23 protein-coding genes are annotated in these 26,629 nt (G+C 74.2%); 13 read left to right on the forward strand and 10 right to left on the reverse strand.

The window, feature by feature from the left end; all coding sequences use genetic code 11:
* Positions 1 to 290: 290 nt before the first annotated feature.
* Positions 291 to 1,739, forward strand: coding sequence for an alkaline phosphatase PhoX (locus ACZ7IF_RS08930; RefSeq protein ID WP_470965300.1), 1,449 nt, complete (start codon positions 291 to 293; stop codon positions 1,737 to 1,739).
* Between the two features lie 51 nt (positions 1,740 to 1,790).
* Here the strand turns inward: ACZ7IF_RS08930 and ACZ7IF_RS08935 are convergent, their stop codons facing one another.
* The 4 genes from ACZ7IF_RS08935 to ACZ7IF_RS08950 form a co-directional block, all read right to left on the reverse strand.
* A complete protein-coding gene (locus ACZ7IF_RS08935; RefSeq protein WP_470965302.1) occupies positions 1,791 to 1,967 on the reverse strand; it encodes a hypothetical protein in 177 nt (58 codons plus the stop codon).
* Between the two features lie 112 nt (positions 1,968 to 2,079).
* The gene (locus ACZ7IF_RS08940) at positions 2,080 to 3,288 is read right to left on the reverse strand and encodes a TerD family protein (RefSeq protein ID WP_470965304.1); all 1,209 of its coding nucleotides are present in this window, start codon (positions 3,286 to 3,288) and stop codon (positions 2,080 to 2,082) included.
* Between the two features lie 53 nt (positions 3,289 to 3,341).
* Positions 3,342 to 3,563 (reverse strand): hypothetical protein, encoded by a 222-nt coding sequence (locus ACZ7IF_RS08945; RefSeq protein WP_470965306.1) that lies wholly within the window; start codon positions 3,561 to 3,563, stop codon positions 3,342 to 3,344.
* A 41-nt stretch (positions 3,564 to 3,604) separates the two neighbouring features.
* Positions 3,605 to 5,131: an aldehyde dehydrogenase (NADP(+)) gene (locus tag ACZ7IF_RS08950; RefSeq protein ID WP_470965309.1), complete on the reverse strand. Its 1,527-nt coding sequence runs from the start codon at positions 5,129 to 5,131 to the stop codon at positions 3,605 to 3,607.
* A 136-nt stretch (positions 5,132 to 5,267) separates the two neighbouring features.
* On the opposite strand from ACZ7IF_RS08950, the gene ACZ7IF_RS08955 reads away from it, so the two are divergent.
* The 9 genes from ACZ7IF_RS08955 (at position 5,268) to ACZ7IF_RS08995 (ending at position 15,433) form a co-directional block, all read left to right on the forward strand.
* Entirely contained in the window at positions 5,268 to 6,068 is an 801-nt protein-coding gene (locus ACZ7IF_RS08955; protein WP_470965311.1) for an IclR family transcriptional regulator, read from the forward strand.
* Between the two features lie 93 nt (positions 6,069 to 6,161).
* Positions 6,162 to 7,244: a hypothetical protein gene (locus ACZ7IF_RS08960; protein WP_470965314.1), complete on the forward strand. Its 1,083-nt coding sequence runs from the start codon at positions 6,162 to 6,164 to the stop codon at positions 7,242 to 7,244.
* 60 nt (positions 7,245 to 7,304) lie between these two features.
* Entirely contained in the window at positions 7,305 to 8,636 is a 1,332-nt protein-coding gene (locus ACZ7IF_RS08965) for a sensor histidine kinase (protein WP_470965317.1), read from the forward strand.
* A complete protein-coding gene (locus tag ACZ7IF_RS08970; RefSeq protein ID WP_470965319.1) occupies positions 8,633 to 9,298 on the forward strand; it encodes a response regulator in 666 nt (221 codons plus the stop codon). The genes ACZ7IF_RS08965 and ACZ7IF_RS08970 overlap by 4 nt, the downstream gene beginning before the upstream one ends.
* 62 nt (positions 9,299 to 9,360) lie before the next feature.
* On the forward strand, positions 9,361 to 10,809 hold the full coding sequence (locus tag ACZ7IF_RS08975; protein ID WP_470965322.1) for a peptidoglycan D,D-transpeptidase FtsI family protein: 1,449 nt from the start codon (positions 9,361 to 9,363) through the stop codon (positions 10,807 to 10,809).
* A 63-nt stretch (positions 10,810 to 10,872) separates the two neighbouring features.
* A complete protein-coding gene (locus ACZ7IF_RS08980; protein ID WP_470965324.1) occupies positions 10,873 to 11,364 on the forward strand; it encodes a GNAT family N-acetyltransferase in 492 nt (163 codons plus the stop codon).
* Between the two features lie 61 nt (positions 11,365 to 11,425).
* Positions 11,426 to 12,133: a DsbA family oxidoreductase gene (locus ACZ7IF_RS08985; RefSeq protein WP_470965327.1), complete on the forward strand. Its 708-nt coding sequence runs from the start codon at positions 11,426 to 11,428 to the stop codon at positions 12,131 to 12,133.
* A 246-nt stretch (positions 12,134 to 12,379) separates the two neighbouring features.
* The gene (locus tag ACZ7IF_RS08990; protein WP_470965330.1) at positions 12,380 to 14,272 is read left to right on the forward strand and encodes a DNA/RNA non-specific endonuclease; all 1,893 of its coding nucleotides are present in this window, start codon (positions 12,380 to 12,382) and stop codon (positions 14,270 to 14,272) included.
* A gap of 93 nt (positions 14,273 to 14,365) precedes the next feature.
* Positions 14,366 to 15,433: an aminotransferase class V-fold PLP-dependent enzyme gene (locus tag ACZ7IF_RS08995; RefSeq protein WP_470965333.1), complete on the forward strand. Its 1,068-nt coding sequence runs from the start codon at positions 14,366 to 14,368 to the stop codon at positions 15,431 to 15,433.
* A 60-nt stretch (positions 15,434 to 15,493) separates the two neighbouring features.
* Here ACZ7IF_RS08995 and ACZ7IF_RS09000 read toward each other — a convergent pair whose 3' ends face one another.
* Positions 15,494 to 16,564 carry a pyridoxal-phosphate-dependent aminotransferase family protein gene (locus tag ACZ7IF_RS09000; protein WP_470965336.1) on the reverse strand — a complete coding sequence of 357 codons (1,071 nt, stop codon included), beginning with the start codon at positions 16,562 to 16,564 and terminating at the stop codon, positions 15,494 to 15,496.
* Positions 16,565 to 16,628: 64 nt separating this feature from the next.
* Between ACZ7IF_RS09000 and ACZ7IF_RS09005 the strand changes: the two genes are divergently transcribed.
* Together ACZ7IF_RS09005 and ACZ7IF_RS09010 are read left to right on the forward strand one after the other, a co-directional pair.
* The gene (locus ACZ7IF_RS09005) at positions 16,629 to 17,723 is read left to right on the forward strand and encodes an amidohydrolase family protein (protein WP_470965339.1); all 1,095 of its coding nucleotides are present in this window, start codon (positions 16,629 to 16,631) and stop codon (positions 17,721 to 17,723) included.
* Positions 17,724 to 17,928: 205 nt separating this feature from the next.
* Positions 17,929 to 18,852 carry an SCO1860 family LAETG-anchored protein gene (locus ACZ7IF_RS09010; protein ID WP_470965341.1) on the forward strand — a complete coding sequence of 308 codons (924 nt, stop codon included), beginning with the start codon at positions 17,929 to 17,931 and terminating at the stop codon, positions 18,850 to 18,852.
* Between the two features lie 13 nt (positions 18,853 to 18,865).
* Here ACZ7IF_RS09010 and ACZ7IF_RS09015 read toward each other — a convergent pair whose 3' ends face one another.
* Complete coding sequence (locus ACZ7IF_RS09015) at positions 18,866 to 20,050, reverse strand: CapA family protein (RefSeq protein WP_470965343.1); 1,185 nt, start codon at positions 20,048 to 20,050, stop codon at positions 18,866 to 18,868.
* Positions 20,051 to 20,166: 116 nt separating this feature from the next.
* On the reverse strand, positions 20,167 to 21,576 hold the full coding sequence (gene cobC, locus ACZ7IF_RS09020; RefSeq protein WP_470965546.1) for an Rv2231c family pyridoxal phosphate-dependent protein CobC: 1,410 nt from the start codon (positions 21,574 to 21,576) through the stop codon (positions 20,167 to 20,169).
* 119 nt (positions 21,577 to 21,695) lie between these two features.
* Between cobC and ACZ7IF_RS09025 the strand changes: the two genes are divergently transcribed.
* A complete protein-coding gene (locus ACZ7IF_RS09025; protein ID WP_470965346.1) occupies positions 21,696 to 22,451 on the forward strand; it encodes a ZIP family metal transporter in 756 nt (251 codons plus the stop codon).
* Positions 22,452 to 22,471: 20 nt separating this feature from the next.
* Here the strand turns inward: ACZ7IF_RS09025 and ACZ7IF_RS09030 are convergent, their stop codons facing one another.
* Genes ACZ7IF_RS09030 through ACZ7IF_RS09040 form a run of 3 tightly spaced genes read right to left on the reverse strand, consistent with a single transcriptional unit; the run spans position 22,472 to position 26,522 of the window.
* Complete coding sequence (locus tag ACZ7IF_RS09030; protein WP_470965549.1) at positions 22,472 to 23,845, reverse strand: cobyrinate a,c-diamide synthase; 1,374 nt, start codon at positions 23,843 to 23,845, stop codon at positions 22,472 to 22,474.
* A gap of 5 nt (positions 23,846 to 23,850) precedes the next feature.
* Positions 23,851 to 24,450: a cob(I)yrinic acid a,c-diamide adenosyltransferase gene (gene cobO / locus ACZ7IF_RS09035; protein ID WP_352212342.1), complete on the reverse strand. Its 600-nt coding sequence runs from the start codon at positions 24,448 to 24,450 to the stop codon at positions 23,851 to 23,853.
* Positions 24,450 to 26,522 carry a putative cobaltochelatase gene (locus ACZ7IF_RS09040; RefSeq protein WP_470965350.1) on the reverse strand — a complete coding sequence of 691 codons (2,073 nt, stop codon included), beginning with the start codon at positions 26,520 to 26,522 and terminating at the stop codon, positions 24,450 to 24,452. The genes cobO and ACZ7IF_RS09040 overlap by 1 nt, the downstream gene beginning before the upstream one ends.
* Between the last annotated feature and the right edge of the window lie 107 nt (positions 26,523 to 26,629).

The raw sequence follows: 26,629 nt of genomic DNA on the forward strand, positions 1-26,629 counted from the left end.
GGCGGCCCGCGAGGCCGCCCGCACGGCACCCCGTGCGGCGCCCGTCGGCGGACGGCGGGCGCCCGGACGGGTGTTCCGGCGGGGGAGCCGGGGGGCCTGCGGGGAGGGCGGGGGAGGCTTCGGCGAGGTGCACAACAGGCCGATTCCGCGGTGGGTGTCCGCCATTCCGGCGACCGGCAAGGGCTCGGCCCGCATTCGCGGGTAGTTCAGCCGCCGTTCACGTGCGGGCGGGAGCGTGTGCGCCTGCGACCGTACGTCAGGCGCACCACCTCCCCACCCCTGGAGACCCGATGCCCCTCAGCCGCAGAGACTTCACCGCCCGCACCGTCATCGCCGGTGCGGGCGTCGCACTGACCGGGACGGTCGGCGCCCTCGCCACCGCCCCCGGGGCACTCGCCGCGGACGATCCCCGGACCGACGCGCTCGACGCCCACGGCCGCCCGCACGCCCCCGGCTACGGGCCGCTCTTCGCCGACCCCGCCGGACTGCTGGCCCTGCCCGCGGGGTTCACCTACCGCGTGATCACCCGCAGCGGTGTCACCACGCTCGAATCCGGTGAGAGCACCCCGTCCAACCACGACGGGACCGCCGCCTTCGAGGGGCACCACGGGGTCACCCTCCTCGTCAACAACCACGAGCTGAAGGGCCCGCGCGGCGGCTGGGCGCATCCCGTACCGCTCGCCGAGGGCCTCGTCTACGACCCGGCCGCGTCCGGCGGCTGCACCGTCGTGGAGGTCCGGCGCGGCGGCGAGGTCGCCGAATGGGTGGGCGTCGCGGGCACGTCGACCAACTGCGCGGGCGGGGCCACCCCCTGGGGCACCTGGCTGACCTGCGAGGAGACCGAGGACCTGGCCGGCAAGAACGGCATGACCAAGGACCACGGCTACGTCTTCGAGGTCGACCCGCACGACCGCCGGGCCAACCGCGACCCGCAGCCGGTCAAGGCGTTCGGGCGGTACGCCCACGAGGCCGTGGTCATCGACCCGCGCCAGGGCCACGCCTACCTGACCGAGGACGCCTCCGGCCCCAACGGGCTGCTCTACCGCTGGACCCCGCCGCACGGCTTCCGGCACGGGCGCGGCCGGCTGCGTACCCTCGCCGCCGACGCCGGGGTGCTCGCGGCAGCCAAGTGCTTCGACAGCCAGGGCCGGTTCGTGGACGACCTCTCGCGCGCCACGAAGACCGGCACCGTGTACGGGGTCGACTGGGTGGAGGTGACCGACCGCGACGCGCGCAGCCTCTCGGTGCGCAAGCAGTTCGCGGCCGGCGCGGTGACCAGGGCCCGCAAGCTGGAGGGCATGTGGTGGGCCGACGGGGGCGCCTACTTCGTCTCCTCCTACGCGCGCGAGGAGAGCCCGGGCGCCGCGCACGACGGCCAGGTGTGGTTCTACGACCCCAAGCGGCGCACGGTCCGGCTCGTCGTCCTGATCGGCGTCAACCGGGATCCGGCCGCCGACGGCGGCTACGACGGCCCCGACAACATCACGGTGTCGCCGTACGGCGGCCTGGTCATCGCCGAGGACGGCGAGGGCCTGCAACACCTGCTCGGCGCCACGGAATCGGGCCGCGTCTACCCGCTGGCGCGCAACGAGCTCAACATCGGCACGGCCGAGAAGCCGGAGTACTCGGAATTTGCCGGGGTCTGCTTCTCCCCGGACGGGCGCACCCTGTACGCCAACATCCAGGACCCGGGCATCATGCTGGCCATCACCGGCCCCTGGCGGCGCTCCCCGCGCTGACGCGGGCGCCGGTCGGCGGCCCCGGGGCACCCCTGTGCCCCGGGACACCGACTACTGGACGGCGGCCATTTCCTCGGCGCGGGAGGCCGCTGCCCACTCCTCGAGCAGGAACTCGTACGCCTCCGAGGGCCACTCCCCGTCCCAGGTCTCGACGAGGTGCCGTATCGCCTCGTTCGCCTCGGCGGCGGACGGGCGCGCGGGACCCGCGGGCTGGAGTGTGTTCTGCATGGGTCCAAGGCTACGGGCGGGCACTGACAGCCACCTCCGGATTACGCGTGGCATCCATCACCCGGAGGCCGCCCGGCGGCTCCATGGTCTCGGCATATGCCCGCCCACCTGCTCAGAGTGCCTGCGAAGCGGGCTTGACCATGCCGCGCACTGTGCGTGACTTCACAAACTCGCCCATGGCCGTCATCTCCCATTCGCCCGAGAACTGCTTGATGAGCTTGGCCATCATGACCCCGGTCTGCGGCTCGGCGCCGGTCAGGTCGAAGCGGACCAGCTCCTCCCCGCTCGCCGCGTCGATCAGCCGGCAGTAGGCCTTGGCGACCTCGGTGAACTTCTGGCCGGAGAAGGAGTTCACCGTGAAGACCAGCCCCGTGGCCTCGGCGGGCAGCCGGCCCAGGTCCACGACGATCACCTCGTCGTCCCCGGAGCCGTCACCCGTGAGGTTGTCACCCGAGTGCTTGATCGCGCCGCCCAGGATCGACAGCTTGCCGAAGTAGCAGCTGTCGATGAAATTGCGCTGCGGGCCGTAGGCGATGACGGACGCGTCGAGGTCGATGTCGCGGCCGCCGTAGGCCGGCTCCCAGCCCAGACCCATCTTGACCTGGGAGAGCAGCGGGCGGCCGCCCTTGACCAGGGACACGGTCTGGTTCTTCTGGAGGCTGACCCGGCCCTTGTCGAGGTTGATCTTCCCGCCGCCGACGGGGGCGGGGGCGGGGGCGGGCGGCGCGGCGGGGGCCGGCGGGGTGACCGGAGCGGCGGCGACCGGAGCGGCCGGGGTGACCGGGGCGGCCGGGGTGGCCGCCGCAGGCGGGGCCGGCTCCTCGTCCACGGAGACCCCGAAGTCGGTGGCGATACCCGCGAGGCCGTTGGCGTACCCCTGGCCGACCGCGCGCACCTTCCAGGCACCGCCGCGCTGGTAGATCTCCACGACCACGAGGGCGGTCTCCGGGCCGAGCCGCGGCGGCGTGAAAGTGGCGATCACCGCACCTCCGGCCGCGTCCCGCACGGTGGCGGTGGGCTCGATGCCCTGGAAGGTCTGCCCGGCCGCGTCGGGACTGGCGGTGACCACGATCCGCTCGATGCCGGGCGGCAGCGCGCCGGTGTCCACGGTGATGGAGTCCGGCGCCGAACCGCCGCCGGACCGGTGGCTGACACCGGGCCCGGAGGGCTGGTTGTAGAAGATGAAGTCGGCGTCGGAGCGCACCTTGCCGTCCGCCGCGAGCAGGAGCCCCGACACGTCGAGACGCACCGGGGCAGCCACGTCCACCGTCACGCGGACGGTGTCGAGCGGCAGGTTGGAACCAGGGGTCATAGCGGTCATGCCCGGAGAACGACCGGAGCCGCTTTGCCGTTCCCTTACCCTCGGCGGGATTTTCAGCGCCGGTTGCGGGGGTGGTCGCGGGCGGTGCGCTCGTTGCCGAACTTGTAGGCGCCGGTCCAGCGGGCCATCACCAGCTGCGCGTCACCGGACTCGGCCTCGGCCAGGAACTTGTCGGCCCGGGCACCCCGCAGGGTGCCCGCGGCGCGCCCCCGGTGCGTGATGCGGACGGTGCGGTCGCTGTGCACCTCGTACGTGAACCCCTGCGGCTTCGGCATGGAGCGCAGCCTGCCCCGCCGGAGGCGGGGCGGCAACGCAATTACGCGGGGCCGGTGACGCGGCGCGGCAGGCCCAGCGGGTTGGCCTCGCGCAGCTCCGGCGGGAGCAGCGCTTCCGGCACCGACTGGTAGGCCACCGGGCGCAGCCACCGCTCGATCGCGGTGCCGCCGACGGAGGTGGAGTGCGAGGTGGCCGCCGGGTACGGGCCGCCGTGGTGCTGGGCCGGGGCCACCGCGACGCCGGTCGGCCAGCCGTTCACCACGATCCGCCCCGCCAGCCCCGTGACCTGCGCGATCAGCGCGGCGGCCGGTCCGGGCGCGCCCTCGGTCTCGGCCCGCGAGAGCTGGAGGGTGGCGCTCAGGTTCCCGCCGAGCCGGTCCAGGACCGCGGCGGCCTCGCCCTGGCCGGCGTACCGCACGACCACGGTGACCGGGCCGAAGCACTCCTCCAGGAGCACCTCGTGGGCGCCGCCCTCCAGCAGGGTGGCCGCCGGCACGCTCAGGAAGCCGGCGCCGACGGTGTGCTCGCCGCCCGGACCCGGGGTGACGGGCGCGGTGACACCGGGGAGGGCGGACCGCTCCCGGACACCGGTCAGGAAGTTCTCCCGCATCCGGTGGTCGAGCAGCACCCCGGGGCCGCTCTCGCCGAGGGACTTGGCGAGCGAGCCGGCGAGCCGGTCGCCGTCGGGGCCTTCGGGGACCAGCACCAGGCCGGGCTTGACGCAGAACTGGCCGACGCCGAGGGTGACCGAGCCCGCGAGCCCGGAGCCGATCTCCTCGGCGCGCTCGGCGGCGGCCGCCGGGGTGACCACGACGGGGTTGAGGGAGCCGAGCTCGCCGTGGAAGGGGATCGGCACCGGCCGTGCGGCGGCCGCGTCGAACAGCGCCCGGCCGCCCCGGATGGAACCGGTGAACCCGGCGGCGGCCACCAGGGGGTGGCGGACCAGTTCCACCCCGGCGTCGAAGCCGTGGACCACGGTGACCAGTTCCGCCGGCAGCCCGCACGCCACAGCGGCCCGGCGCAGCAGCGAGGCGCACAGCTCGGAGGTGGCCGGGTGGTCGGGGTGGGCCTTGACCACCACCGGGCAGCCGGCGGCCAGCGCGCTCGCGGTGTCGCCGCCGGGCACGGAGAAGGCCAGCGGGAAGTTGGAGGCGGCGTAGACGGCGACCACGCCCAGCGGCACCTTGTAGCGGCGCAGTTCGGGGCGCGGCGGGCTGAGGGAGGGGTCGGCCCGGTCGATCCGGACGTCGAGGTGGGAGCCCTCCTCGACCGCGTCGGCGAAGGCGCGCAGCTGGCCGGTGGTGCGGGCCAGCTCGCCGGTGAGTCGGCCGGCGCCCAGCGCGGTCTCCGCGTCGGCGGCCTCCACCACGGCCGGCCCCGCCCCGTCGAGGAGCTCGGCGGCGGTGCGCAGGAAGCCGGCCCGGACGGCTGCGTCCGCCAGGGTCCCGCGGGCGGCGTGGGCCGCGCGTACGGCCCGGTCCACGTCCTCGGGTGTGGCTTCCACCGCAACCTGTCCGCGCTGCTTCCCGGTGCGGGGGTCCACACTCCAGACTGGTGTCGCTGCCATGGCCCGCTACCTCCTGGACCGTTCAGTATTCTGAACGCCGTTCCGGTGGATGAATGATCACTTCTGCTGCGGACTCTATTTCCGCGTCCACCGGGTGACAAGAGGCGATCAGAGCCGACCAGAGGGGAAGAGGCGTATGACGACAGCCGAGACGGCCGGCCCGGCCGAGCCGGGGGTCCCCGCGACGGCGGCGCCGGTGAAGTCGGCGGTGCGCACCGTCCTGCTGCTGGAGCACTTCGCGGCACGGCCGGGCCTGCACAGCCTCGCCGACATCCAGAACGACCTCTCCCTGCCCAAGTCCAGCCTGTACATGCTGCTGCGCACGCTGGTGAACCTGGGCTGGGTGGAGACCGACGCCACCGGCACGCGGTACGGCATCGGCGTACGGGCCCTGCTGGTCGGGAGCTCGTACATCGACGGCGACGAGGTGGTGGCGGCGGCCCGGCCCGCCCTGGACCGGCTCTCCGACGACACCACCGAGACCATCCACCTGGCGCGGCTGGACGGGACGAGCGTGGTCTACCTCGCCACCCGCCAGTCCCAGCACTACCTGCGGCCCTTCACCCGGGTGGGGCGCAGGCTCCCCGTCCACTCCACCGCCCTCGGCAAGGCGCTGCTGGCCTCGCACACCGACGAGGAGGTGCGCGCGCTGCTGCCGAAGCGGCTGGAGGCGGTCACGGAGCACACCATCACCGACCGGGAGCAGCTGGTGGAGGAGCTCGCGCTGGTGCGGGAGCAGGGGTACGCGGTGGACCGGGAGGAGAACACGCTCGGCCTGCGCTGCTTCGGCGTGGCGGTCCCGTACCGGACGCCGGCCCGCGACGCGGTGAGCTGCTCGGTGCCGGTGGCGCGGCTGACGGAGGAGCACGAACGGGCCATCAAGGCGGCGCTGTTCGAGGCGCGGGACCGGCTGTCGGTCGTGACCCGGCGCATGTGACGGCCTCGTCGGGAACCGCCTCCCCCGTGCGGGGGAGGCGGTTCACCTTCGTGGGGGAGGCGGCGGGGGGCCGGCGCGGGCGACCGTGGGGACATGACGACGACACGAGCAGTCCGCGCGGGCAAGCCGACCGACACCACCGACACCGCCGACACCACCAACGCGACCAACGCGACGAGCGCGAGCGCAGCGGCCGCGACGTCCGTGACGCGCCCCGGCGGGGCGGGGCGGCCACCCTCCCTTCGCCCCGGGACCGGGCGGCGGGTCCTGCGGGCCGTCGCGCTGGCGGCCACCGTCCCCTACCTGACGCTCAAGACGGCCTGGCTGGCCGGGAGCCACATCGGGATACCGGACGGCAGCGTGCTGCTGACGGACAGGCTGCCGATCACCGTGGCCAACGCGGTGACGCTGGCCATGGACGCCACCGTCATCGTGCTCGTACTGGCGCTCACCAGCCCCTGGGGCAGACGGCTGCCGGGATGGCTGCTGGTCGTCCCGGCGTACGTCGCCACCGGCCTGCTCACCCCGATAGCCCTCGGGTTCCCGGCCCAGACCCTCGTCAAGGCCCTGGGCATGGGCGCCGGGGAAGCCGCGAAGGCGGCCCGGGAACCCTTCCTCGACCCCTGGGTGTTCACCGTCGTCTACGGCGGTTTCATCCTCCAGGGGATAGCCCTCGCCGGACTGTTCGCCGCCTATGCGCGGGAGCGCTGGGGCGGGGCCCGGCAGGGCGCGCCGGAGCGGCGGCTCCCGTCTCCCACGGGGGTGGTGGCGGGAGCCGCAGCGCTGGCGGGCACGGCGGTGGGCGCGGCGTTCCTGTACTGGGCGTTCGGAGGGAGCGCCGGGCTGCCCGCCCGGCAGGTGGCCGCGTACTCGGCGGAGACGGGCGTGGTGTCGGCGGCGCACGGGGTGTGCGCGCTCGCCGCGGCGGTCGGGGCGGTGCTGCTGGCCCGGGGCGGCGCGATGCCGGCGCGGTGGCCGCTGGCCCTCGCCTGGATCGGCTCGGGGGCGGCGCTGAGCTGGGGAGCGTGGATGCTGACCGCCTCTCTCGGAGTGAATCTCGGAACGGACGAACAGCCCACCGCCGTCACCTACCTGACCTACGCTGGCCAGATGATCACCGGACTGCTCGCGGGAGCGGTGCTCACCCGGCACCTCCTCGCGCGCAGGTCACGCTGAGGCGGCAGGCCTCCGGAGGGACGGGGACGAGGGGCTCGGGAAGGAAAGAGGGGGAGGGACATGAGCGGGACCGCGGCGGTGCGCCGGCTGCCCGGGGCGGCACTGGGGGCACGGGCCAGGCTGCGCTGGGTGTACCTGATACTCGGCGGCGCCCTGCTGATGCCGTACTTCCTCCTCAGCCAGGTGTGGGTGGGTGTCGTGGCCGGCAGGGGCAGCGTCCTGTCCTCCCTGCCGCTCACCCTCGCCTCCTACGCCGCCGCGCTGCCGCTGGCCGCCGTCACCGGGCTGTTCGGGCTGGTGCGGCCGCTGTCGGTGACCGCCGTGCGGGCCATGTGCGGGATACCGGGGGACCTGCTGGCCGACGGGCCCGCCCGCTCGTGGGGCTCCCGATGGCGGGCCTCCGCCTGGTGGACCCTGCACCTGGGGGTCGGGGCGGTGATCAGCGGGATGAGCCTCGCGGCGACACCCATGGCGCTGGTGCTGATCCTGGTGCCGTTCTCCGCCACCCTGCGCCGGGCACCCCTCGGGGCGGGCTGGTTCAGCAGCGAGGCGAACCCGTACCTCGCCCCCTTCCTCGGGGTGGGGCTGCTGGCCCTGGTAGCCCTGAGCTCCGCCGCGGCGGGGGCACTGCTGGCCCGGCTCGCACCCGTGCTCCTCGGACCGACAGCGGCGGACCGGCTGGCCGCCGCGGAGGAACGGGCCGCCGACCTCGCCGTCCGCAACCGGCTGGCCCGAGAGCTGCACGACGCCGTGGGGCACGCCCTGAGCGCCGTCACCCTCCAGGCGGGCGCGGCCCGGCGGGTGCTCGACCGCGACCCGGAGTTCGTACGGGAGGCGCTCGCCGCGATCGAGGAGACCACCCGGCGCACCGTCGGCGAGCTCGACACGGTGCTCGGCCTGCTGCGCGACGGGGACCCCGCCCGGGCCGACGCCGCGCCCGCCCCGACCCTCGCCGCCGACCTCGACGGGCTGCTGGCCCGCACCAGGGCCGGCGGCACCACCGTCACCGTCCAGCAGGACCCCGGCCCGGCCGGGGACTGGGAGCAGCTCCCGGCCATCGCCTCCCGCGAGGCCTACCGGATCGTCCAGGAGGGCCTGAGCAACGCCCTGCGCCACGGCTTGGGCCCCATCGCCCTGCTGATCCGCGTCCACACACCCGACGGCCACCGCGAACTGGAGATCACCATGACCAACCCGCCCGCCCAGGCGCCGTCCGCCCCCGAGGGCGAGCGGCGGCGCACCACCGGGGGCCGCGGACTGCGCGGCGCCGCCGAGCGGGCCGCCCTGCTCGGCGGCCGCGTCGAGGCCGGCCCGCACGAGGGCCGGTGGCGGCTGCGCGCGGTCCTGCCGCTCGGCTCCGCGGCCGCCGCGGCCGGCGGAGCCGGGCGATGAGCCGGCCGCCGCTGCGCATCGTCGTCGCCGACGACGAGCGGATGGTCCGCACCGCCCTGCGGGTCATCCTCGACGCGGAACCCGACATGGAGGTCGTCGGCGAGGCGGCCACGGGCGCCGAGGCCGTCCCGCTGGTCCGCTCGCTGACCCCCGACGTGGTGCTCATGGACGTCCGCATGCCGGAGATCGACGGCATCCGGGCCACCGGACAGATCCTGCGCTCCATGCCCGACCCGCCCCGGATCGTGGTCGTCACCACCTTCGAGAACGACTCCTACGTCTACGACGCGCTGCGCGCCGGCGCCTCCGGCTTCCTCCTCAAGCGGGCCGACCCCGACGAGCTGATCGGCGCGGTCCGCCTCGTCGCCCGGGGGGACTCGCTGCTCTTCCCGGCGGCGGTCCGCGCCCTGGCCGCCGCCCACACGGCGGCCGCCCCGCCCGCGGCCCCCGCCTGGGCGGCCCGGCTCACCGACCGGGAGGCCGACGTCCTGCGCCTGATGGCCACCGGGCTGTCCAACCAGGAGGTGAGCGAGCACCTCGGCGTGGGCGCGCAGACGGTCAAGACCCATGTGGCCGCGGTCCTCGCCAAAACCGGCTCCCGCGACCGCACCCAGGCCGTCATAGCGGCCTACGAGGGGGGCTTCATCATGAAGAAAGCCTGAGAACCCGGCCACAATCGGGGCAGAGCGGAACGGGTGCGGCCGCTGGTACGTCCTTCTGGGGGATGAACAAGACGATCAGGCGTGCGTCGGTCTTCTGTCTGCTTATGGTGCTGGCCCTCATGGTGCGGGTCACCTGGGTGCAGGCATACCAAGGCCAGGCCCTCGCAGACGACAAGAACAACCGGCGCAACCTCATCGGGCAGTACGAGAACCCGCTGGGGAACATCATCGTGGGCGGTGAGTCGATCACCGGCTCCACGAAGACGGGCGGCAAGGACTTCGGCTACAAGCGGACCTATGTGGACGGCCCGCTCTACGCCCCGATCACCGGCCACAGCTCCCAGGCCTTCGGCACGACGATGCTGGAGGGGGTCTACAAGAACGTCCTCAACGGCTCGGACACCCGGCTGAAGACGGTGATGGACATGCTCACCAACAAGCGGGCCGATCCGGGCAACGTCCTCACCACCATCGACAAGGGCGTGCAGAAGGCCGCCTACGACGCCCTGAACGGCAAGCAGGGCGCGGCCGTGGCCATCGACCCGGCGACGGGCCAGATCCTCGCCGTGGTCAACAACCCGTCCTACGACCCGGGCCGGATCACGGGCGCCAACGACTCCGCCGCCTGGGGCGAGCTGTCCGCCGACAAGGGCAAGGCCATGGAGAACGTGGCACTGCGCAAGCCGCAGGCGCCCGGCTCCACCTTCAAGCTGGTCACCCTCGCCGCGGCGATCGAGAACGGCCTGGTGACGAGCATCGACACGCCGACGGGCGTCCCGGGCGCGTACACCATCCCCGGCACCCGCACACCGCTGCCCAGCGAGGCGGGCAACGAGGCCTGCAACAACGTCTCGCCGCGCACCGCCCTGAAGCTGTCCTGCAACAACGTCTTCGCGGAGCTCGCCTCCAAGCTCGGCCAGGACAAGATGCGGGCGATGGCGGAGAAGCTCGGCTTCAACACCCAGATCGACACCCCGGTCCGCACCAACCCGCCGAGCAAGTACCCCACGAAGAAGATGTCGGTCGACCAGGTCGCACAGACGGGTATCGGCCAGTTCGACGTGCAGGCCACCCCGCTCCAGATGGCCATGGTGACCGCCGCGATCGAGAACGGCGGCAAGCTCGTCGCCCCGCACATGGTCTCCGCGGTGACCGACGCCGACGGCAACGTGCTGGAGGACTTCAAGGACCCGAAGACGGAGCAGGTGATGAGCCCGAAGACGGCCTCCATGCTCCAGGACGCCATGCGCACGGTGGCCACCGAGGGCGGCGGCAAGCCCGCCCAGGTTGCGGGCGCCGAGGTGGGCGGCAAGACCGGTACGGCCCAGCGCGGCGTCAACAACAACATCCCGCCGCTGGCCTGGTTCACCTCGTACGCCAAGGCGGGCGGCAAGCAGATCGCCGTCGCCGTGATGATCGAGAACTCGGACACCGACCGTTCCGAGATCGGCGGCGGCAAGCTGGCCGCGCCGATCGCCCAGAAGATGATGGCGGCGTGGCTGAAGAAGTAGCCGCCGCGCGCACGGGGCGGACGCGCCGGGAACCGACACGGTTCCCGGCGCGTTCCCCATCCCATGATCCGGACCGCGCTCACCAGCGACCTCGACGCCATCGCCGCCCTGCACGCCAGGGCCAGGGCCACCTACTACCGGGGCCGTGTCCCCGAGGTGGCCTACGCGGGTGAGGCCGAGTCGGCGCGCACCTGCGAGGGCTGGTCGCGGGCGGTGGCCCGCCCGGCGGCGCAGGGCCAGGTGCTGTGCGCCGAGCGGGACGGCCGGGTCACCGGAGTGGCGGCCTTCCTCACGGCCGACGGCGTGACCACCCTCACCCAGCTCCACGTGGACCCCGACCACTGGCGCCGGGGCACCGGAGCCGCCCTGCACGCGGCGTGCCTCGCCGCCTGGCGGCGGGCCGGGATCGAGCGGGTCCGCCTGGAGGTCTACGAGCACAACCTGCGCGCCCAGGCCTTCTACGCCTCCCACGGCTGGCGCCCCGACCCGGCCGCCACCCCCGCGGGCTCCCACCGCACGCTCTGGCTGGAGGTCGGCCCGGCGTCCGGGGAATGAGACGCGACCCCGGATGGTTGAACCGGAAACCGATTGGCCGTCCCTGGAGAGAAGAAGGAACATGCGCGTCGAGATCTGGAGCGACATCGCCTGCCCGTGGTGCTACATCGGCAAGGCCCGGTTCGCCAAGGGGCTGGCCGAGTTCGCGCACCGCGACGAGGTGGAGGTCGTCTTCCGGTCCTTCGAGCTGGACCCGAACGGCGCCAAGGGAGTCACCGCCCCCGTCCTGGAGATGCTGGCCCGCAAGTACGGCCGCACCCTCGACGAGGCGCGCGCGATGGAGGAGCACGTCGCCGCCAGCGCCCGCGCGGAGGGACTGGAGTACCGCACCGACGGCCGTGACCACGGCAACACCTTCGACATCCACCGCCTGCTGCACCTGGCCGCCGCCCGCGGCCGGCAGGAGCAGCTCCTCGACCTCGCGTTCCGGGCCAACTTCGCCGAGGAGCGGTCCGTCTTCGACCCCCGGGTACTGCTCGCCCTGGCCGTGGAGGCCGGACTGGACGAGGCGGAGGCCCGCGAGGTCCTCGCCGACGACTCCGCCTACGCGGACCGGGTACGGGCCGACGAGCGCGAGGCCGCCGAACTGGGCGCCAACGCCGTGCCGTTCTTCGTCATCGACCGCCGCTACGGCATCTCCGGCGGCCAGCCCGCCGAGGTGTTCACCCGCGCGCTGGAGCAGGCCTGGGCCGGGCGCGAGACCGTGGAGACGGCCCCCGACGCCGAGGCCTGCGAGCCCGACGGGGCCTGCGCCGTCCCCCAGGGCTGAACCGCCGATCCCTCTGCCGGGGCGCCCGCGTACCTCCGTACCGGGCGCCCCGCGGCGTGACGCACAGCGCCCGGGGCCGCTCGGCGCGCCCGCCCGGCGGCCCGGCCGTAGGCTGGACGTACACGCGCACGGCGCGGGCCCAGGCCTGCTCGCCGGGGGCGCCTCCCAGCGGTGGCTGGGGGCGCGTCAGTTCGCTTCGGTTTCAACCAACTCGGGGACCCGACTCCTTTGCGGAAGGAGGCCCCGATGACCGCCAAGAAGCGTTCGTCCGCCAAGTCCCGTGCCGCCACGTCGGCGGACGGGCAGGACAGGCTCATCGGCCTGGCCAAGCAGTACATCCGTACCCACGGGTCCGCGTACCTCAAGGACCCGAACATCTCCTCGATAGGCATCGGCTACAAGGAGACGGCAAAGGGGAAGCGGACCAAGGAACTCACCCTCCAGTTCACGGTCGACACGAAGGTGCGGCCCGAGGGGATGCGGGCGCTGGGCACCACGGAGATACCCCCGGCCATCGACATCGGCGAGGGCCTCGTGCTGCACACCGACGTGATCGAACGCAGCTACCAGCCGCACTTCCTCGTCGTCGCCGAGGCCCAGACGCCGGAACGGCAGAAGCGCGTCGACCCGGTGCGTCCCGGAGTGAGCGTCGGGAGCGTCCGTCTGCACGCCGGCACCCTCGGATGCATCGTCTTCGACAAGAACGACGGCGCCACCTGCATGCTGAGCAACTGGCACGTCCTGAACGGCCGGGAGGGCCAGGCGGGCGACGAGATCGTCCAGCCGGGCACGGACGACGACAGCCGTTTCGCCGCGAACCGCCTCGGCGCCCTGCGGCGCGCCCACCTCGGCACGGTCGGCGACTGCGCCGTGTCGACGATCACCGACCGCGGCGTCGAGACCGACATCCTCGGCCTCGGGGTCACGCCGAAGCAGCTGGGCGAGCCGCACATCGGCGACAAGGTCGTCAAGTCCGGGCGGACCACCGGCGTCACCCACGGGATCGTGACCCGTCCCTTCGTCAAGGTCAGCGTCCCCTACGGGCCGCCGGTCGGGACGAAGGAGATCGAGTGCTTCGAGATCGGCCCCGACCCCCGCCACCCGCCGGCCGGCGGTGAGATCAGCACCTTCGGCGACTCCGGTTCGGCCTGGATGTTCAAGACGCGTTCGGGCAGGCCCTCGGACGTCCTGGCAGGCCTGCACTTCGGCGGCGAGGACGAATCCGATCCCGTGGACCGGGCGCTCGCCTGCTTCCCGCGCGCGGTGTTCGAGCAGCTGAAGGTCACCCTGGAGGCGCCGTCCACCGCCTCGCTGGAATCCCTGACCGGGTACGACCCGGGATTCCTCGCCGTACCGGTCGGCACGCCGTCGCTCAACCCGTCGATCAAGGACACCGCGGTACTGCTCGACGGCTCCGAGGTGATTCCGTACACCCACTTCTCGCTGACGCTGAGCAAGCCGCGGCGCTTCGCGATCTGGGTGGCCTGGAACATAGACGGCGGCGCCCTCAAGGCGCTCGACCGTCCGAGGGACTTCTTCAAGGACCCGCGCCTGCCGTCCGGGGTCCAGGTCGACAACGACCTGTACAAGGACAAGGGCGGCAAGGTCAACCGCCTCGACCGGGGCCACATAGCGCGCCGCGCGGACCTCTGCTGGGGTCCGCTGCCCGAGGCGCAGCGGGCCAACAAGGACTCCTTCTTCTACACCAACATCGCTCCGCAGATGGACGACTTCAACCAGAGCCTGCGCGGCGGCATCTGGGGAAAGCTGGAGGACGCGGTGTTCGAGGACGTCCAGGTCGACGACCTCAAGGTCAGCGTGTTCGGCGGGCCGGTCTTCCAGGAGGACGACCGGGAATTCCGCGGCGTGCGGCTCCCGCGCGCGTTCTGGAAGGTCATCGCCTACTCCGAACACGGCACGTTCAAGGCCAAGGCCTTCCTGCTGGCGCAGAACATCGTCCTGCCGGAAGCCCTGGAACTGGACGAGTTCCGGGTGTTCCAGGTCAAGGTCGCGGAGGTCCAGAAGCAGGCCCACATCCGCTTCCCCGCCGTGATGACGGACGCGGACACCCTGGTGGTACCGGAATCCCTGGAGGAGCGGGCCCCGCTGGAGAGCCAGGCCGACATCGACTGGAGCTGAGCCGCCCGGCCGCCACCGCATAAGTGTCACTTTGGCTCTGTACGCAAAACTCGGCAATGGACTTTCAGTTGACGTCGGCGCAGAGTGGACGGCATGGATCTTCCGCTCTCCCACGTGTCCCGCGTGTGCGCCACCGAGTTCGCGCACTCCACCACCTACCTCAACACCGCTGGCGCCGGAGTGCTCCCACGGGCCTCCGTCGCCGCGGTACGGGAGCTGGCCGAGGCCGCGGGGGCCGGACTGCCCGCCGGGGCCGGCGACTTCGGCGTCGTCGAGCGGGTGCGGTCCGCCTTCGCCCGGCTGGTCTCGGTCGACCCGCGGCGCGCCGCCGTCGGCTCGTCCGTCGCCGTTCACGTGGGCCTGATCGCGGCCTCCCTGCCCGTCGGCGCCGAAATCCTGGTGCCCGAGCGGGACTTCGCCTCCGTCATGAACCCCTTCGTGCTCCGCGGCGACCTCAAGGTCCGCTTCGCCCCGCTGGAATCCCTCGCCGAAGCCGTCCGCCCCGACACCGCCCTCGTCGCACTGAGCGCCGTCCAGTCCGCCGACGGCCGCACGGCGGACCTCGCGGCGGTCCGTACGGCGACCGCCGCGCACGGGGCGCGGATGCTCGTGGACGCCACCCAGGCCGCCGGCTGGCTGCCCTTCGACGCCTCGCCGTACGAGTACACCGTCACCGGCGGCTACAAGTGGCTGCTCGGCGGCCGCGGCGCCTCGTACCTGACGGTCTCGGAGGAGGCCCAGCCCGGACTGACCCCGCTGCACGCCGGCTGGGTGGCGGCCGAGTCCAAGTGGGACGCCGTCTACGGCCCCATGCGGCAACTGGCCGGGGACGCCCGCCGCTTCGACGAGTCCGCGGCCTTCCTCCCCTACCACGCCGCCGAGCCCTCACTGGCGCTGCTGGAGCGGATCGGCATAGACGCCGTCCACGCCCACGACACCGCCCTCGCCGCCCGCTACCGGGAAGGGCTCGCCCGCCTCGGCCACGAGCCCGTCCCCGGCGACGCCGCGATCGTCTCGGTACCGGGCCTGGCCCACCGGCAGCCCGACCTGGCGGCCGCCGGGATCCACACCTCCGCCCGCGACGGAGCCCTGCGGGCCTCCTTCCACCTCTACAACACCGAGGCGGAGGTGGACCGGCTGCTGGACGCGCTGGCCGGCTGACCGGCCGGCGGATGCGGAAGCCACGCCCAGGCCGCAGAAGCCACGCCCAGGCCGCGGAGGCTACGCCCAGGCCGCGGAAGCCGCGGCCAGGGCCGGCGCCGGATCGGCGCCGAGGGCACGGGCCAGCGCCCCCAGCGCGGCCCCGACCGCCTCCGGAGAGGCTGCCGGACCGTAGTGGTTGACCCGGACCATCTCCCCGGCCAGCGCCCCTCCGCCCGCCGCGAGCGGGGCCGCCGGATCCGCGGCCAGGGCCTTCGCCACCACCAGCGAGGCGTCCGCGACCCGCAGCGTGGTCGCCACCGGAGCGGCCTGCGCGGGGTCGCCGACCCACGGGGCGACACCGAGTGCCGCCGCGCCCGCCCGGGTGGCCCGGGCGGCCGCGGCGTGCCGCTCCAGCAAGCCCGCCGGACCCTCGGCCGCGATCCGGTCCAGGCAGGCCTCCAGCGCGAGCATCTCCAGCTGCGCGGGCGCGTGGAGCAGCGCCTTGCGGCCGCCGTCGATCCAGCGCTCCTTCCAGTCCAGCAGCGAGAGGTACGAGCGGCGCGGCGCCGCCGGGTTGGCACCGAACCGCTCCCAGGCCCGGTCGCTCACCGACACCGCCGAGACCCCGGCCGGGCCCCCCATCGCCTTCTGCGCGCCGATCACGCACAGGTCCACGCCCCACGCGTCCGGCAACAGCGGCTCGGCCCCCACCGAGGCCACCGCGTCCAGCATGAACAGCGCCCCGTGGGCCCGTACCGCCTCGCCGATCTCCGCGACCGGATTGGTGTTGCCGGTGGCCGCCTCGGCGTGCACCAGCGAGACGAAGTCGATCTCCGGGTGCTCCGCCAGCGCCCTGGCCACCTGCTCGCCGCTGACGGCCGTGTCGAAGGGCACCGCCAGGTCCACCACGTTCGCCCCGGCGTCGCGCAGCCAGTTGCCGAAGGTGGTCCCGTACGGCCCGGTGACGATGTTCAGCGCCGTCGAACCCGGCCGCGCCCCCGAGCGGATGCACCCCTCCAGCGGGAGCAGCGCCTCGCCCTGGGTGACGACCACGTCGTGCCGGGTGCCCAGCAGCCGCGCCACCCCCCGCTCGATCGACGCGAAGTGCTCGGCGGTCAGCGGCGGGAGGTCCAGCAGGGGGTGGGTCACGTCGGTGCTCTCTTCGTCCGGGGTTACCGGCCGAGCCTACCCAGCGCGCACGTACAGTGCGGACATGAGTGATCACAACGGTGTGCTCCATGTGAAGGGGCGCGTACTCGTCGGGCCCCACGAGGTGCGCGACGAACTGTGGGTCGTCGGCGGACGGATCTCCTACGAGCGGCCGACCGCCGCCCGCGAGGTCACCACGGTCACCGGATGGGCCCTGCCCGGCCTGGTCGACGCGCACTGCCACGTGGGCCTCGACGCCCACGGCCCGGTCGACGCCCCGACGGCCGAGGCGCAGGCCCTCACCGACCGGGACGCCGGCACCCTCCTCGTCCGCGACGCCGGGTCCCCCTCCGACACCCGCTGGATCGACGGCCGGGAAGACCTCCCGAAGATCATTCGTGCAGGCCGGCACATCGCCCGCACCCGCCGCTACATCCGCAACTACGCCCACGAGATCGAGCCGCCGCAGCTCGTCGAGTACGTGGCCCGGGAAGCCCGGCGCGGCGACGGCTGGGTCAAGCTCGTCGGCGACTGGATCGACCGGGACGCCGGCGACCTGACGGCCTGCTGGCCGCGCGCCGAGGTCGAGGCCGCCATCGCCGAGGCGCACCGCCTGGGTGCCCGGGTCACCGCGCACTGCTTCGCGGAGGACTCGCTCCGGGACCTCGTCGAGGCGGGCATCGACTGCATCGAGCACGCCACCGGCCTCACCGAGGACACCATCCCGCTGTTCGCGGAGCGCGGCGTGGCGATCGTGCCGACCCTCGTGAACATCTCGACGTTCCCGAAGCTGGCGGCGGGCGGCGAGGCGAAGTTCCCCCGCTGGTCGGCGCACATGCGGCGGCTGCACGAGCGGCGTTACGACACCGTCCGGGCGGCCTGGGACGCGGGCATCCAGGTGTACGTGGGCACGGACGCGGGGGGCTCCCTGCCGCACGGCCTGGTCGCCGCCGAGGTCGAGGAGCTCGTGAAGGCCGGGATCCCGCCGCTGGACGCCCTCTCGGCGACGGCATGGGCGGCCCGCGAATGGCTCGGCCGCCCCGGCCTCACCGAGGGCGCCCCGGCCGACCTCGTCGTCTACGCCACCGACCCGCGGGCCGACGTACGCGCCCTGGCGCAGCCGGACCGGGTGATCGTGAACGGCGTGGTCCGGGCCTGAAGGCGTGCCGGACGGGACTCCTGAGCCGGCTGTTGCGCAACAAATCGAATATGCGAGTGGAAACCACCCTTTGGGGTGAACTCACCCCGGGTTGCTGACCGTTCACTCCCAGTGCGTAAGGATTTCGAACGTCGAAGCCGTCGGCGTGCGCGATGTCCCCCATTGGCGCTGCGACGGCACCCATCTCCCCGGGGGTTCCACCATCTTGAACAGCAACACCTTCCGCATGCCCGCGGCCGTTCTGCTCGCCACGGGGGCGGTAGCCCTGCTCGCCGCGCCGCCCGCCCTCGCCACGGGCGGCGGCGCCGGGAGCGAGGGAACGTCCGGAGCCGTCGTCCTGCGGGCCGGACTGGACGTGGGCCTGCTCAACAAGGCCGTGCACGTCCCGCTGAAGGCCACCCTCAACGAGGTCACCGCCCCCGCCACCGCCGAGAAGACGGCCCTCACCGTCACCCTCGACGGCGCCGAACAGGGACAGCCCGTCAGCGTCCTGAAGGCCGACGTCGCCACCGCCAGGGCGACCGCCGACAAGAACGCCGCCCAGGCCGAATCGAACCTCGCCCACGCCAAGGTGCACGTCCCCGGCCTGCCCCGGCTCTCCCTCATCGAGGTCGAGAAGGTCACCTCCAAGGCCGTCTGCGAAGCGGGCAGGAAGCCCGTCGCCACCTCGAACGTCCTCGGCACGGTCACCGCCCTCGGCAAGAAGGTCACCCTCACCGCCGGCGGCCCCGCCACCAAGGTCGACGTCCCCGGCGTCGGATCCGTCTCCCTGGAGCTCTCCGGTACGCAGACCACCTCCACCACCGCCGCGGCGGCCGCGCTGCGCCTGAAGGTGGCGGTCAACCCGCTGGACCTGAACGTGGCCCAGGTCGACGGCGAGGTCGTACTGGCCGAAGCCCACTGCGAAGCCCCCAAGGGCGCCGCGCCGAGCCCCGCCGCCGAGCCGGAAGCCAAGCCCGGCGTCAAGCCGCAGACCGCGGCCCGGACCACGACGCAGACCACCACGCAGGCCAACCTCGCCGAGACCGGCGCCGGTTCGGTCACCCCGTACGTCGCCGGCGGCGCCCTCCTCCTGCTCGGCATCGGCGCGGGCGCCCTCGTCGTGACCCGGCGCGGCCGGACCCGGTAGCCGCCGTGCCCCCTCAGCGGGTGGCGCGCTCCAGCCCCTGGCCGACGGCCCCGCGCGAGGTGACGGCCGCCGTGACCTCCTTGTCGACCTTGGCGTAGTCGGCACGGTCCGGCGTACAGGAGGCGCAGACGACCCGGAACGGCGGCTTCATGTCCGAGAACTGCGTCAGGTACTCGGCCTTCACCACCTCCCAGCGGCCACTGTTCCCGGCCGACGGGGCGAAGGTGAACCGGGGGATCGAGGACATGTTGCCCCGCGCCTTCTCCGGCTCGTAGAAGCTCGCGACCTGATCGCCCATCCCGAACACCACCCAGGTGCCGTTGATCTTCTCGTAGGGCTGCGGCACGTGGTTGTGCGTACCGAGGATCAGATCGATGTCGGGGAGGCCGTCCGCCCCGCGCGAGGCGGTCAGCGCCTGCGCCAGGTCCTTCTGCTGCTGGTCGGGCGCCGTCTGCCACTCGGTGCCCCAGTGGACGCTGAGGAGGACGACGTTCGCGCCGGCCGCCCGGGCCGCGCGGGCGTCGGCGATGATCCGGGCCTGGTCGATCAGGTTGACGGCCCAGGGCTTGCCCGCCGGGACCGGTATGCCGTTCGTCCCGTACGTGTAGTCCAACTGGGCGACCTTCGCGCCGCCGGCCGAGAGCACGGCCGGCGCCTTGGCCTCGTCGGCGCTGCGCGCCGAGCCGACGTGCTTGAGGCCGACCCGGTCGAGGTGGTCGAGGGTGCGGGTGAGGCCGTCGTAGCCGTCGTCGAGGGTGTGGTTCGAAGCGGTGGAACAGCTGTCGTACCCGGCGTCCTTGAGGGCGTCGGCCAGCTGGTGCGGGGCCTTGAAGGCGGGATATCCGGTGTAGGGGCCGCCGGGCCGGCCGTACGGTATCTCGTGGTGGCATATCGCCAGATCGGCGGCGGACACGATGGGCTTGACGCCCGCGAGTATCTTCCGGAAGTCGTACTCGCCGGCCTTGCCGCCGGCGTCGTCCGCCGCGCGCTGGATGATCGAGGGGTACGGGATGATGTCGCCGGTCGCCACCAGCGTGAACGGCGTCCCGGCCGGACCCTTCGCGGTCCCGGGCTTCCCCTGCAACCGCTGCTCGGTGGCGTCCGCGCCACGGTCCATGATCCGGGGTACGGCGTAGACGCCCCCGCCGACCACGGCCAGCACGGCCACCCCGACCCCTATCCGCGCCGCCGTCCTCATGTGCCGCCCCCCGTTCGTCGCTCGCTCCCGCCATGTTAGGCGCGCCGCCCGGCGCCCCGCCCCCGCCCCCGAGGGGGAGGCGGCGGGCACGAGCCGTGAAGCAGCGGCCCCCGCCCCTACCGCGCGGCCAGCGTGAGGGCGTGGTCCAGGGCCTGTAGCAGCCGGCCCGTCGTCGCCCGGTCGCGGACCGCCAGGCGGAGCCAGTCGGCGTCGAGGCCCGGGAAGGTGTCCCCCCGGCGCACCGCGAAGCCCAGCGCGCGCAGGCGGGTGCGTACCTCCGCCGCGCCCGGGATCCGGACCAGGACGAACGGCCCCTCGGCCACCCCCGACACCCGCACCTCCTCGAACTCCGCCAGCCCCGCCAGCAGGTGCTCCCGGTCCACCGCGATCCGCCGTGCCGCGGCCTCCGCCTCCGCCAGCGCCTCCGGCGACACGCACGCCTGCGCCGCCACCAGCGCCGGCGTCGACACCGGCCACAGCGGCTGCGCGGCGGCCAGCTTCGCGATGACCTCCGGCTCGGCCAGGACGTACCCGATGCGCAGCCCCGCCAGCCCCCACGTCTTCGTCAGGCTGCGGAGGACGACCAGCCCGGGGACGTCCGTCCGCCCGGCCAGCGCCTCCCGCTCACCCGGGACGGCGTCCATGAACGCCTCGTCCACCACCAGGGTCCGTCCCGGCCGGGCCAGCGCCGCCAGGACACCCGCGGGGTGCAGGACCGACGTCGGGTTGGTGGGGTTGCCGACCACCACCAGGTCGGCTTCCTCCGGTACGGCCGCCGGGTCCAGCCGGAAGCCGTCCTCGGCTCGCAGCAGTACCCGCTCCACCCGGTGCCCGGCGTCCCGCAGGGCCGCCTCCGGCTCGGTGAACTGCGGGTGCACCACGACCGGCCGTACGGCCCCCAGCGCCCGCGCGATCAGTACGAACGCCTCCGCCGCCCCCGCCGTCAGCAGCACCCGCTCGACCGGCAGCCCGTGCCGGGCCGCCACCGCCGCGCGCGCCGCGCGTCCGTCGGGGTAGGCCGCCAGGTCGCCCAGGCAGGCCGCGATCCGCTCCTTGAGCCACTGCGGCGGCGTGTCGGAGCGCACGTTCACCGCGAGGTCGACCAGCGCGCCGCCCGCGTCCGCCACCTCCGCGTCCCCGTGGTGGCGCAGGTCGTGCTCCTCGGCGGTGGCCACCGCGCACGTCGCCGCCACCGACCGCCGCTTCGGCACGAGGAGTTCCCCGCCGCCCGCCAGGGCCGCCGCCTCCGCGACCGAGGCCGTGCCGGAGGCGTCCCGCACCGCCGCAGAGGGGTGCGGTACCGGGATCAGCGCGAGCCGCTCCGCCGGATAGCCGACCAACGGCACGCCGAAACGTTCCGCCGCCCCCGCGATCCCCGGCTCCCCGGTCTTCGACTCCACCGTGGCGAGCGCCGCCACCGCCCCGGTGGCCAGCCCGGCCCCCCGCAGCGTCTCCTCGACCAGCGCGCAGACCTCCTCGACGGAGACCCCCGCGCGCCCGCCGACCCCGACCACCAGCCGCGTCACGTACTCGCCCACCGGGATCCCTCCTCCGTCCGTCGTCCGTCTCTCGTCGTCAACACGCTGCCGCCCGCCACCCGCGCGCGGAAGTGCGCACCCGGCCGCCAGTCGGTATTCAGGGGCACATGGCGGTGATCGTGGCTTTGGGCGCGTTCCTCATGACGCTGGCGGGCGGCTGGACGGCGCAACGCGTCACCGACCGCCGCCACCTGGTGCTCGGCCTGGCCGGCGGGCTGATGCTCGGCGTGGTCGGCCTCGACCTGCTCCCGGAGGCCCTGCACGCCGCCCGCCAGGAGGTGTTCGGCGTCCCGCTCGCCCTGCTGCTCTTCGTGGGCGGCTTCCTGGTCGCCCACGTGGTGGAGCGCCTGCTCGCCGTACGCCAGGCCGCGCACGGTGCCGCGGACGACGGCGGCCACGACGGGCACGGCCACGGCGGCGGCCGCGTCCCGCAGGTCGGCCTCACCGCGGCCGCCGCGATGGTCGGCCACAGCGTCGCCGACGGGGTGGCCCTCGGCGCCGCCTTCCAGGTCGGCGGCGGCATGGGCGTGGCCGTGGCACTGGCCGTCATCACCCACGACTTCGCCGACGGGTTCAACACGTACACGCTCACCCGCCTCTACGGGAACGCCCGCCGCAAGGCCCTGCTGATGCTCTTCGCGGACGCCGTGGCCCCGGTCGTCGGCGCCGCGTCCACCCTGCTGTTCACCCTTCCGGAGGAACCCCTCGGGGCATACCTCGGGTTCTTCGGCGGCGCCCTGCTGTACCTGGCCGCCGCCGAGATCCTCCCCGAGGCGCACCACGAGCACCCCGCCCTGTCCACGCTGATGTGCACGGTGGGCGGGGTGGCCGGGATCTGGCTCGTGATCGGCCTCGCGGACTGACCCCCGGCCGGGGAGACCGGTCACCGGTGCGCTGCCGCGGCTTCCGCGAAGCGCCGGGCGACCGAGGGCTGCGCCGCCCAGTGGGTGTGCAGGTAACTGGCGTGCACGCCCTGCCGTACGAAGCCCTCGACGCGGCGTTCGGGATGCGTGAACCCCCACGCCGGCGCCGCTCCGGCGCCCGGCTCGACCACCGTCCGGTGGAACTCGTGCCCCCGCAGCCGCGTCCCCGCGGCGGCGAGCGAGCTGTCCGACACCGCGACCGCCTCCCGGTAGCCGAGCGTCAGCCGCTCCGACATCCGGGCGTCGGCGTCGAGCACCCCGCACATCGGCTTCCCGTCGAGGGAGCGCGCCAGGTACAGCAGCCCGGCGCACTCGGCCGCCACCGGCCCGCCGGCAGCCGCGAAGTCCGCGACGGCCCCCCGCAGCGGCTCGTTCGCCGACAGCTCCGGGGCGTACACCTCGGGGAACCCGCCGCCTATCACCAGCCCGGCGGTGCCCTCGGGGAGCGCCTCGTCCCGCAGCGGGTCGAAGGCGACCACCTCGGCTCCGGCGGCCGTCAGCAGCTCCGCGTGCTCGGCGTACGAGAACGTGAACGCCGCTCCGCCGGCGACGGCGACGACGGGGCGCCGCCCCCCGGGACCGACGGCGGCCGGGACGGTGGAGACGGCTTCCTCCGGGGACCACGCCGCGCAGTCCAGCGGCGGCGCCGTCCGGGCCAGCGCCATCAGCGCGTCCAGGTCGCAGCCGGCCCGCACCTGCTCGGCGAGCGCCGCCACCGCCGCGACCGCGTCGGTCCGCCGCTCGGCCACCGGGACCAGGCCCAGGTGCCGGGACGGCGTCGCCACCTGCGGGGCCCGCCGCATGACGCCGAGGACCGGCATCCCGGCCTCCTCCAGCGCCTCCCGGAGCATCACCTCGTGCCGGTCGGAGCCCACCTTGTTGAGGATCACCCCGCCGAGCCGCACCTGCGGGTCGAACGAGGCGAAGCCGTGCACCAGAGCCGCCACCGACCGCGACTGCGAGGAGGCGTCCACCACCAGCACCACCGGCGCCCGCAGCAGCTTCGCCACCTGCGCCGTCGACGCCAGCTCACCCCGCCCCGCGGCCCCGTCGTAGAGCCCCATCACGCCCTCGACCACGGCGAGGTCGCACCCGGCGGAGCCGTGCGCGAACAGCGGGCCGACCAGCTCCGGCCCGCACATGAAGGCGTCCAGGTTGCGGCCCGGCCGGCCCGTGGCCAGCGCGTGGTAGCCGGGGTCGATGTAGTCGGGCCCGGCCTTGTGCGGGGACACGGCCAGGCCGCGCTCCGCGAAGGCCGCCATCAGGCCCGTCGCCACGGTGGTCTTGCCGCTGCCGGAGGACGGCGCGGCGATGACCAGCCGGGGCACGTTCACGGACGTCACCACTCGATGCCCTTCTGGCCCTTCTGGCCGGCGTCCATGGGGTGCTTGACCTTGGTCATCTCGGTGACCAGGTCGGCGAACTCCACCAGCTTCTCCGGAGCGTTGCGGCCCGTGATGACCACGTGCTGGGTGCCGGGGCGGTTGCGCAGCACCTCGATCACCTCGTCCACGTCGATCCAGCCCCAGTGCATCGGGTACGCGAACTCGTCGAGCACGTACAGCCTGTGCGTCTCGGCGGCCAGGTCGCGCTTGACCTGCTCCCAGCCCTCCTTGGCGGCCTGCTCGTTGTCGAGCTGCGCGTCCCGCTGGACCCAGGACCAGCCCTCGCCCATCTTGTGCCAGACGACGGACCCGCCCTCGCCGGAGGCGCCCAGCACCTTCAGCGCGTTCTCCTCGCCGACCTTCCACTTCGCCGACTTGACGAACTGGAACACCCCGATCGGCCAGCCCTGGTTCCAGGCGCGCAGCGCCAGGCCGAACGCGGCCGTCGACTTGCCCTTGCCCGGCCCGGTGTGCACGAAGACGAGCGGGCGGTTGCGGCGCTGACGCGTCGTGAGCCCGTCGTCCGGAACGACGGTCGGCTGTCCCTGCGGCATTACGCGGCCCTCCTGGGGGTTTCGTGGGTCACTGCGGTACGTACGTTCTTCACGAGCCCGGCCAGCGAGTCGGCCCGCAGCCCGTCGAGGGTCACGGCGGGCGCGCCCAGGTCGGCGGCCAGCGCCCCCGCCAGCCCCAGCCGGACCGGCCCGGACTCGCAGTCCACCACCACCGAGGCGATCCCCTCGGCGGCCAGCAGCCGGGCGCTGCGCCCCGACAGCTCGCGCGGGTCACCGCCGACGGCCCCGGCCGAGGTGGCCCGCCCGTCGGTGACGACCACCAGCAGCGGGCGGCGCGAGGGGTCCCGCAGCCGCTCGATCCGGAGCACCTCGTGGGCCTTGAGCAGGCCCGGGCCGAGGGGGGTGCGGCCGCCGGTCGGCAGCTTCTCCAGCCGGGCGGCGGCCGCGTCCACCGAGGAGGTGGGCGGCAGCGCCAGCTCGGCGCCCGCGCCGCGGAAGGTGATCAGGCCGACCTTGTCCCGGCGCTGGTAGGCGTCCAGCAGCAGGGACAGCACCGCGCCCTTGACGGCGCTCATGCGCTGCCGGGCGGCCATCGAGCCCGAGGCGTCCACGCAGAACAGCACGAGGTTGCCCTCGCGGCCCTCCCGGGTGGCCTGGCGCAGGTCGTCCTTGCGCACGACGAGGCCGCGTCCGGCGCGCCCGCGGGCCTTCTGGTGCGGGGCGGCGGCCTGCACGGTGGCCGCCAGGTGCAGCTTCGTGAGGTGCCCCCGGGGGCGCTGGGCGCCGGTGGTGCGGCCGTGCGCGGTACGGGCGCGCGAACGCCGCCCGGCCGCGCCCTCGCCGAGGCCGGGCACGCTCAGCATCTTGGTGCGGAACGGCTCGGCGGCCGCCACGGCGGCCTGCTCGGCGCCGCCGGCCCCGCCCTGCGGGGCGGAGGGCTGCGGCTCGGGGCCTTCGGCCTCCTGTGGGGTGTCGGGCGCGTGCCCGGTCTCGGGCCCGCCGCCCTGCGGGGGCACCCCGCCGCCGCCGTCAGGGCCGCCGCCGTCACCGTCGTCCGGGCCCTCGGGCTCCGGGTCGGGCTCGGGCTCCGGCTCCTCGTCGGGGAAGCCGTTCAGGATCTCGTCGAGCCTGTCCTCGTCCAGGCCGGGCGCGTCGAACGGGTTGCGCCGGCGCCGGTGGGGGAGGGCCAGCAGGGCGGCCTGCCGGACGTCCTCCTTGAGCACGGAGGTCCGCCCGGCCCAGGCGGCCAGCGCGGTCGCGGTACGGGCCATCACGATGTCGGCGCGCATGCCGTCGACCTCGAACCCGGCGCAGGTGGCGGCGATCTGGAGCAGCGCGGTGTCCCCGAGCCGGACCTGCGGGAGCAGCGCCCGCGCGGCCACGACCCGCGCCCGCACCTCGCTCTCGTCCCCGGCCCAGCGGGCGGCGAAGACCGCGGGATCGTCCTCGTACGCGAGCCGGCGGCGCACCACCTCGACGCGCTGCGCGGGCTCCCGGGAGGCCGCGACCTCGACGGTCAGCCCGAACCGGTCCAGGAGCTGCGGGCGCAGCTCGCCCTCCTCGGGGTTCATGGTGCCGACGAGCAGGAACCGGGCCGCGTGCCGCACGGAGACGCCCTCGCGCTCCACGTACGAGGCGCCCATCGCGGCGGCGTCGAGGAGGAGGTCGATGAGGTGGTCGTGGAGCAGGTTGACCTCGTCGACGTACAGGATCCCGCGGTGCGCGTCGGCGAGCAGGCCGGGCTCGAAGGCCTTCACGCCCTCGGCGAGGGCGCGTTCGATGTCGAGGGCGCCGACGAGGCGGTCCTCGGAGGCGCCGACGGGCAGCTCGACCATGCGAGCGGGGCGGCCGGTGCCGGTGCCGGGCTCGTGCGGCCCGTCCGGGCAGGCCGGGTCGGGCGCCGCCGGCGCGCACGAGAACCGGCAGCCGGGTACGACGTCCACCTGCGGCAGCAGCGCCGACAGCGCGCGCACGGCGGTGGACTTGGCGGTCCCCTTCTCGCCGCGCACGAGCACGCCGCCGACCGCCGGGCTCACGGCGTTGAGCAGGAGCGCCAGCCGCAGGTCGGTCTGGCCGACAACGGCCGAGAAGGGGAACGGGACGCTGCTCATGAGACGGTCACTCCTTCGAGTGGCATGTGTCGGCGAACACGCCGGGCCGGTCCGATCCTGCAAGGGTTTCCGAGAGGTCCCTGCTCGCGCGGGGATGACCCGGGGTA

Source organism: Streptomyces sp. NPDC037421 (assembly GCF_055602105.1).

Coding starts and splice junctions, on each gene's coding strand:
- ACZ7IF_RS08975 (WP_470965322.1), top strand. CDS start 9,361: ATGAACAAGACGATCAGGCGTGCGTCGGTCTTCTGTCTGCTTATGGTG.
- ACZ7IF_RS09025 (WP_470965346.1), top strand. CDS start 21,696: ATGGCGGTGATCGTGGCTTTGGGCGCGTTCCTCATGACGCTGGCGGGC.
- ACZ7IF_RS08990 (WP_470965330.1), top strand. CDS start 12,380: ATGACCGCCAAGAAGCGTTCGTCCGCCAAGTCCCGTGCCGCCACGTCG.
- ACZ7IF_RS08985 (WP_470965327.1), top strand. CDS start 11,426: ATGCGCGTCGAGATCTGGAGCGACATCGCCTGCCCGTGGTGCTACATC.
- ACZ7IF_RS08970 (WP_470965319.1), top strand. CDS start 8,633: ATGAGCCGGCCGCCGCTGCGCATCGTCGTCGCCGACGACGAGCGGATG.
- ACZ7IF_RS08960 (WP_470965314.1), top strand. CDS start 6,162: ATGACGACGACACGAGCAGTCCGCGCGGGCAAGCCGACCGACACCACC.
- ACZ7IF_RS09015 (WP_470965343.1), bottom strand. CDS start 20,050: ATGAGGACGGCGGCGCGGATAGGGGTCGGGGTGGCCGTGCTGGCCGTG.
- ACZ7IF_RS08955 (WP_470965311.1), top strand. CDS start 5,268: ATGACGACAGCCGAGACGGCCGGCCCGGCCGAGCCGGGGGTCCCCGCG.
- ACZ7IF_RS08930 (WP_470965300.1), top strand. CDS start 291: ATGCCCCTCAGCCGCAGAGACTTCACCGCCCGCACCGTCATCGCCGGT.
- ACZ7IF_RS08940 (WP_470965304.1), bottom strand. CDS start 3,288: ATGACCGCTATGACCCCTGGTTCCAACCTGCCGCTCGACACCGTCCGC.
- ACZ7IF_RS08995 (WP_470965333.1), top strand. CDS start 14,366: ATGGATCTTCCGCTCTCCCACGTGTCCCGCGTGTGCGCCACCGAGTTC.
- cobO (WP_352212342.1), bottom strand. CDS start 24,450: ATGCCGCAGGGACAGCCGACCGTCGTTCCGGACGACGGGCTCACGACG.
- ACZ7IF_RS08935 (WP_470965302.1), bottom strand. CDS start 1,967: ATGCAGAACACACTCCAGCCCGCGGGTCCCGCGCGCCCGTCCGCCGCC.
- ACZ7IF_RS08945 (WP_470965306.1), bottom strand. CDS start 3,563: ATGCCGAAGCCGCAGGGGTTCACGTACGAGGTGCACAGCGACCGCACC.
- ACZ7IF_RS09040 (WP_470965350.1), bottom strand. CDS start 26,522: ATGAGCAGCGTCCCGTTCCCCTTCTCGGCCGTTGTCGGCCAGACCGAC.
- ACZ7IF_RS08980 (WP_470965324.1), top strand. CDS start 10,873: ATGATCCGGACCGCGCTCACCAGCGACCTCGACGCCATCGCCGCCCTG.
- ACZ7IF_RS08965 (WP_470965317.1), top strand. CDS start 7,305: ATGAGCGGGACCGCGGCGGTGCGCCGGCTGCCCGGGGCGGCACTGGGG.
- ACZ7IF_RS09005 (WP_470965339.1), top strand. CDS start 16,629: ATGAGTGATCACAACGGTGTGCTCCATGTGAAGGGGCGCGTACTCGTC.
- ACZ7IF_RS08950 (WP_470965309.1), bottom strand. CDS start 5,131: ATGGCAGCGACACCAGTCTGGAGTGTGGACCCCCGCACCGGGAAGCAG.